The sequence below is a fragment of the Lactobacillus sp. genome (genome assembly GCF_051893255.1).
Lineage (GTDB): Bacteria > Bacillota > Bacilli > Lactobacillales > Lactobacillaceae > Lactobacillus.
The window spans coordinates 25,690-31,549 of record NZ_JBJFHB010000075.1 but is presented as its reverse complement, the minus strand read 5'-3'; the positions used below and the strand labels follow the sequence as shown (position 1 = coordinate 31,549).

Genomic DNA, 5,860 nt, shown 5'->3' with positions numbered 1-5,860 from the left:
GAAATATCGTTTGGGACAACGTTGATAGCCAAAGCTTCACTGCAGTTCAAGTACCTACAGTTGAAGGCCTCACTCCAGACAAGACTGAAGTTGCTTCATCAGAAGTAACCCCAGACTTCAATGGTGACAAGACCAACACTGTAACGGTAACTTACACCGCCGACAAGCAAACCGCTCGCGTTGTCTTTGTCGACAAGGACAACAATGGTGTAGAAGTTGCCAACTCCGGTGACCTGACTGGTGTATCTAAGGGCACAATCGCCTACAGTACTGCTGATACGATCAAGGCTTTGGAAGAAAAAGGCTACGTACTCGTAACCGATGGCTTCCCATCCAACGCAAGCTTTGACACTGATTCAAGTGTTGACCAAGTATTTACAGTTGTCCTCAAGCATGGTCAAGAAGCTGCTTCTAGAACGCAAAACGTAACCCAAACTGTAACTTACGTCGTTCCAGAAGGCTTCGACAAGCCAGCAGACTCAACCCAAACTTTGAGCTTCACTCAAACTGGGACTAAGGATCTCGTAACTGGAAACATTACTTGGGACAACGTTGATAGCGAAAACTTCACTACCGTGCAAGTGCCTGCAGTTGAAGGCCTCACCCCAGACAAGACCGAAGTTGCTTCTTCAGAAGTAACCCCAGACTTCAACGGTGATAAGACCAACACTGTAACTGTTACTTACACGGCTGACAAACAAACCGCTCGCGTTGTCTTCGTTGACGAAGACAACAATGGTGCAGAAGTTGCCAACTCAGGTGACCTGACCGGTACTTCCAAGTCAACAATCGTCTACAGCACCGCTGACACGATCAAGTCATTAGAAGAAAAGGGCTACGTTCTTGTAAATGACGGCTTCACTGCCGGAACCACTTTTGACATGGATGCCAAGACCGACCAAGTCTGCACCGTTACTCTGAAGCACGGCATCAAGGAAACTGTCGCTACCAAAGACGCTACCCAAATCATCCACTACCAAGGTCTGGACGAAGCCGTTCCTGACCAAACCCAGGTAGTTAAGGATGCCTTCAAGCAAACCACCTACGTTGACCAGGTAACTGGCGAAACGGTTAAGACCGACCCATGGACTGGCACGGCTGCCTTTACGGCTGTTCAAACCCCAGTCGTTAACGGCTACCACGCTGACCAAGCGCAAGCCGGCGGCATAACTGCATCCCCAGACCAGCCAACTGTCGAAACTACCGTAACTTATGCTAAAAATGGTTCCCTGATCCTGGTCGACCAAAACGGTCAACAGCTCGCCGGGACTACGCAAACCCAATACACCACTGATCCAGCCGATCCAACCAAGGTCCTAGCAGTCACGGTGCCAAGCGTTGACGGCTACGAGCCACAAGGCAAGACAGTAGGGGAGACGATCACTCCAGCTGACCCAAGTGCCAACACTTACGTGGTCTACACGCAAAAGTCAACCGTTCCTTCTGAACCGGTAACTCCATCAGAACCAGAACAACCGACTACGCCAACTGAACCAGAGACTCCAACTACTCCGGAACAGCCAACCACGCCGAGTGAGCCGACCCAGCCAACTACTCCAACGACGCCATCTACGCCAGAGGTTCCTTCTAAGCCAGCAACGCCTAGCGAACCAACTCAGCCGGCGACGCCAGTGCAGCCAACCACTCCAGCGACGCCATCTACGCCAGAGGTTCCTTCTAAGCCAGCAACGCCTAGCGTGCCTAAAGCAACCGCTAAGACGGTCACTGGCCAAAAGAACAAGACCAAGCTTACTGCTAACCAGACTAAGCTTCCGCAAACTGGCGAAAGCGAAGAAAAGAGCGTACTGCTCAGCCTTATGGGCGCCGCTTTAACGATCGGTGCCGGTCTGCTCGGTGCCTTCACTAAGCGTAAAAAGCACTAATCGCTTTTAAATGAGCATTAAAAAAGCAGGATTCTGAATCTTTCAGAATCCTGTTTTTCTTTTCTCTAATATTTTCAGCCACTTGGTAAAAGCGCTTACCTGTAATATAATTAAGCTATGCAAGTAGTGAAAAAGCAATCAAAAAGGAGAGTAAAAATGACTAAAACACTCTATCTGATGCGCCACGGTCAAACCCTGTTTAACGTCGAACACAAAATTCAAGGCTGGTGCGATTCACCTTTGACTGACCTTGGCATCAAGCAAGCCCAAGCTGCTGGCAAAATTCTGGAAGACCTAGACGTAAACTTTGACTATTGTTACTCCAGCACCAGCGAGCGGGCCTGTGATACCCTGGAAATTGCTACGAAGGGCAAATACCCATATCAGCGACTAAAGGGGCTCAAGGAGATGAATTTTGGCCGTTTTGAGGCCATGGACGAGTTTCTCCACCCAGGCTATCCTTTTGGCGACTACTATGCCCATTTTGACGGCGAGTCTGAGACGGAACTGTCTGACCGAATGGAAAAGACGCTCAAGAAGACCATGGAGCCAGCCGATGCTAAAAATGTTCTGGCTGTTTCCCACGCCGGTGCCATCGCAAACTTTGTCATGACCAAAGTTGATACTAGCCACTGTCCTTTAGAGGCCAAGTTGCCCAACTGCGCCATCTTAAAGTTGGAATATCACGCAGGCAAGTTTACCTTGTTAAAAATCTACGTCCCGCAAGTTGACTAATTTTTCCCATCCCAGACCTTGAGGTACTTGCTTGGCATCTCGTCGCAGAGCCAGACTTCCTGACTAGCAAAGTAGAACTTGATCCCGTCTTTAGCAGCTCGTTCAGCATCAACTTGCAGGATGACGGGCTGTTTGTCGCGGCGCAGGCCCACCTCTTTGGCCATGGCGGGATCGGCTGATAGGTGAACGTATTGTCTGCCCATGGGCAAAAGGCCGTTTTCCTTGATGCTAGGCCAAAAGCGCCGCGCCGTCCCGTGATAGAGGACCTTGGGCGGCATAGCTTCGCTTCTAATAATGATCCCCGGTACCGAGTGACCGTAGAGGGCACAGATCTTGCCGTTTTTGATCTCAAAGCGTTTCTTATTAGCCTGTGCCATCATTTGCCGGATTTCGTCTTCCGTCACTGGCGGATCAAAACGGTGCATCCGGTTTAAGGCCTTGATAAAGTGGGCCAAGTCCGTATAGCCATATTCGTCCAGCTCTATCCCGTACTTATCGGGGTTGTGTCTTAAGGCATAGGACATCTTTTTTGATAAAAATACATTGCGGTCTTGCATAATAAGCCTCTTTCTAAGCGCTTTTTTCTCTTAATATTAGTATAAGGCAAAAATGCGCTGGCGGTAAATTTAACCGACGCCCTGTTGTATAATGGTAGCGAGGTGAAAATAATGAAATATGAAGCCGCCATCTTTGACATGGATGGGACGATTTTAAATACGAGTGAAGACTTAACGAACGCTTTGAACTACGCGATGGCGCAAACCGGCCACCGGCATGACTACGAAGTGCTCCATACTAAGAACTTTTTCGGAAGCGGGGTGGTGGTAGCTATTCGCCGGGCGCTGGCCTATGAAGCAGGGACCAGCTTTGAAGACCTAGTGGCTTTTGGGACTAAAAATGAAAAAGTACCGGCCAGCGTGACCGAAGACGAAGTTAACCGGGTGCTGGACATTTTCCGGCCATATTATGCCGCCCACTGCAACCTGGCTACGGGGCCTTTCCCAGGGATTTTATCTTTGTTAAAAAAACTGCGCCAAGCCGGCGTTAAGGTCGCGGTTGTATCTAACAAGCCAGACGAAGCCGTCCAAAAATTAGTCAGCGACCTCTTCCCAGGCTACTTTGACTTTGCCTTGGGGCAAAAAGACGAAATCCGCAGAAAGCCGGCGCCAGACATGACCTTGGCTTGTGTGGATGCCCTGAACGTTATACTAGACAAGTGCGTTTACATCGGGGATTCTGAAATTGACATTCAAACCGCGGCCAACTCCAAGATGGACGAAATCGCCGTCACTTGGGGCTTTAGAAGCGTCGACTTTTTAAAAAAGCGTGGCGCAACTGTCTTAGTGGACACGGCAGAAGAACTAGAGAAGGCAATTTTAGGTGATAACATGAAACTTGTATACGAAGAAAGCGAAAAGCGCGCAACTTTATATGACGAAGACAAGCTGGTCGGCCAGTGCCTTTATGAAGAAAAAGGCGACCACTGGATCATCGTCAAGACAGTCGTAGATCCGGCTTACGGCGGCAAGGGCTATGCCCGCCAGCTGGTAGACTGCTTAGTTGACCAGGCCCGGGCCAAAGGCAAGCGGGTAGGTGCGACTTGCTCATATGCCAAGCACGTTTTGACCAAACCTGGCTATGAAGACGTCAAGTAACTAACATAAATTTGCATATGTAAAGTGGGATTAGAAGTGCAACAATTTTTCAAGATTAACATCATGTTTTTGCTGATTTACATCAGCCTGACTCTGCTAGAGGCAACGTTGACTCAAGGCTGCCTCTTCTACCATGTAGTCGACGACCTGAACAACCTCTTTTCCTTTTGGCAGGTCGCCTACATCGTGCAGGCTTTGATTTAAGATTTTTTACTAAGAGAAAAAAGGGGGCAAAGATGAACTACCAAGACGTAAACGCCGAAACCATCGACCGCTGGGTTAAAGAAGGCTGGGAATGGGGCAAGCCAGTTGATCATGAGACTTTTGTACAGGCCCAAAAGGGCGACTGGGACATCTTGCTGACGCCGACCAAGCCTGTGCCAAAAGACTGGCTAGGGGATCTCAAGGGCAAAAAGGTCTTAGGGCTAGCCAGTGGCGGCGGCCAGCAGATGCCAATTTTGTCTGCGGTTGGGGCCAAGTGCACGGTACTGGATTATTCTGACCAGCAGCTAGAGAGCGAGCGGCTAGTAGCGGAGCGGGAAGGCTACGACATCGAGATCGTCAAGGCCGACATGACCAAGCCCCTGCCTTTTGAAGATGGCGCTTTTGACCTGATCATCCAGCCAGTCGCTAACTGCTACATTGCAGAGCTGCAGGGCATGTTTAACGAAGTGGCGCGGGTTCTGGCACCTAGCGGCGCCTTTTTGATGGGTTTTGACAACGGGATCAACTACTTTTTTGCTGACGAAAAAGAGACGGAAGTCGTGAACATTATGCCTTTTAACCCGCTGAAGAATCCGGACCAAATGGCCCAGCTGGAAAAAGACGACAGCGGCGTCCAGTTCTCCCACAGCCTGGAAGAGGAAATTGGCGGACAGCTGAAAGCCGGTCTGACCTTGACCGACCTTTATGAGGACACTAACGGCGAAGGACACCTGCATGAGCTCCACATCCCGACCTTTGTGGCAACGCGGTGCGTGAAGAAGGGATAGGGCAATGTCATCAAAAGAATATCTGGAAAAAGTAACGCTGGGGAAAATCCAGTATTTGCCGGGCAAAAAGCTCCACTTAAGCGAATACGACTCTGCCTGGCCCAAAGTTTTTGAAAAAGAAGCCACAAAAATCAGGGCCGTTTTGCCTGGCAATTATCAACTGGAACATGCTGGCTCCACGTCTGTGCCAGGGCTAGTAGCCAAGCCGATCATCGACATGATCTTGCTGGTCGCTGATTCTCGCGATGAGGCTAGCTACACGCCCTATCTTGAGCTACTTGGCTATACCTTGCGCATCCGGGAGCCAAGATGGTTTGAGCACCGGATGTTTAAAAAGGAGATTCCTGCTGTCAACCTGCACGTTTTTAGCCAGGGTTGCACGGAAGCTGAGCGCATGCTTCGCTTCCGCGACTATTTAAGAAGCCATCCTGAGGCCAAAAAACGGTACGGGGATGCTAAAAGGGAGCTAGTCAAGCGTGACTGGGATTATATCCAGCAGTACGCCGACGCCAAGACTGACGTAATTAAGGAGATTTTGGCTGAAGCTGACAGATAAGCGAAGAACTCGGTTAGGGGTTCTTCGCTTTTTTCATCA

At 49.8% G+C, this 5,860-nt stretch carries 7 protein-coding genes; 6 read left to right on the top strand and 1 reads right to left on the bottom strand.

The window, feature by feature from the left end:
• On the top strand, positions 1 to 1,883 hold a 1,883-nt coding region (locus ACI4WN_RS07115), incomplete at its 5' end, for a mucin-binding protein (RefSeq protein ID WP_439777581.1).
• 156 nt (positions 1,884 to 2,039) lie between these two features.
• Positions 2,040 to 2,618: a histidine phosphatase family protein gene (locus ACI4WN_RS07110; protein ID WP_439777580.1), complete on the top strand. Its 579-nt coding sequence runs from the start codon at positions 2,040 to 2,042 to the stop codon at positions 2,616 to 2,618.
• Here the strand turns inward: ACI4WN_RS07110 and ACI4WN_RS07105 are convergent.
• Positions 2,615 to 3,175, bottom strand: a complete 561-nt coding sequence (locus ACI4WN_RS07105) for an RNA 2'-phosphotransferase (protein WP_439777579.1) — start codon at positions 3,173 to 3,175, stop codon at positions 2,615 to 2,617. The two genes, ACI4WN_RS07110 and ACI4WN_RS07105, sit on opposite strands and share 4 nt — an antisense overlap.
• A gap of 111 nt (positions 3,176 to 3,286) precedes the next feature.
• On the opposite strand from ACI4WN_RS07105, the gene ACI4WN_RS07100 reads away from it, so the two are divergent.
• Genes ACI4WN_RS07100 through ACI4WN_RS07085 form a run of 4 tightly spaced genes read left to right on the top strand, consistent with a single transcriptional unit; the run spans position 3,287 to position 5,821 of the window.
• Complete coding sequence (locus tag ACI4WN_RS07100; protein WP_439777578.1) at positions 3,287 to 4,273, top strand: HAD-IA family hydrolase; 987 nt, start codon at positions 3,287 to 3,289, stop codon at positions 4,271 to 4,273.
• Between the two features lie 36 nt (positions 4,274 to 4,309).
• Complete coding sequence (locus tag ACI4WN_RS07095) at positions 4,310 to 4,477, top strand: hypothetical protein (RefSeq protein WP_439777577.1); 168 nt, start codon at positions 4,310 to 4,312, stop codon at positions 4,475 to 4,477.
• A gap of 32 nt (positions 4,478 to 4,509) precedes the next feature.
• Positions 4,510 to 5,265, top strand: a complete 756-nt coding sequence (locus ACI4WN_RS07090; RefSeq protein ID WP_439777576.1) for a class I SAM-dependent methyltransferase — start codon at positions 4,510 to 4,512, stop codon at positions 5,263 to 5,265.
• Positions 5,266 to 5,269: 4 nt separating this feature from the next.
• Positions 5,270 to 5,821, top strand: coding sequence for a GrpB family protein (locus ACI4WN_RS07085; RefSeq protein WP_439777575.1), 552 nt, complete (start codon positions 5,270 to 5,272; stop codon positions 5,819 to 5,821).
• The last annotated feature ends 39 nt before the right edge of the window (positions 5,822 to 5,860 follow it).

What these genes read in the sequence shown, in the direction of transcription:
- ACI4WN_RS07110 (WP_439777580.1), top strand. Translation starts at nt 2,040, where the DNA reads ATGACTAAAACACTCTATCTGATGCGCCACGGTCAAACCCTGTTTAAC.
- ACI4WN_RS07105 (WP_439777579.1), bottom strand. Translation starts at nt 3,175, where the DNA reads ATGCAAGACCGCAATGTATTTTTATCAAAAAAGATGTCCTATGCCTTA.
- ACI4WN_RS07100 (WP_439777578.1), top strand. Translation starts at nt 3,287, where the DNA reads ATGAAATATGAAGCCGCCATCTTTGACATGGATGGGACGATTTTAAAT.
- ACI4WN_RS07090 (WP_439777576.1), top strand. Translation starts at nt 4,510, where the DNA reads ATGAACTACCAAGACGTAAACGCCGAAACCATCGACCGCTGGGTTAAA.
- ACI4WN_RS07085 (WP_439777575.1), top strand. Translation starts at nt 5,270, where the DNA reads ATGTCATCAAAAGAATATCTGGAAAAAGTAACGCTGGGGAAAATCCAG.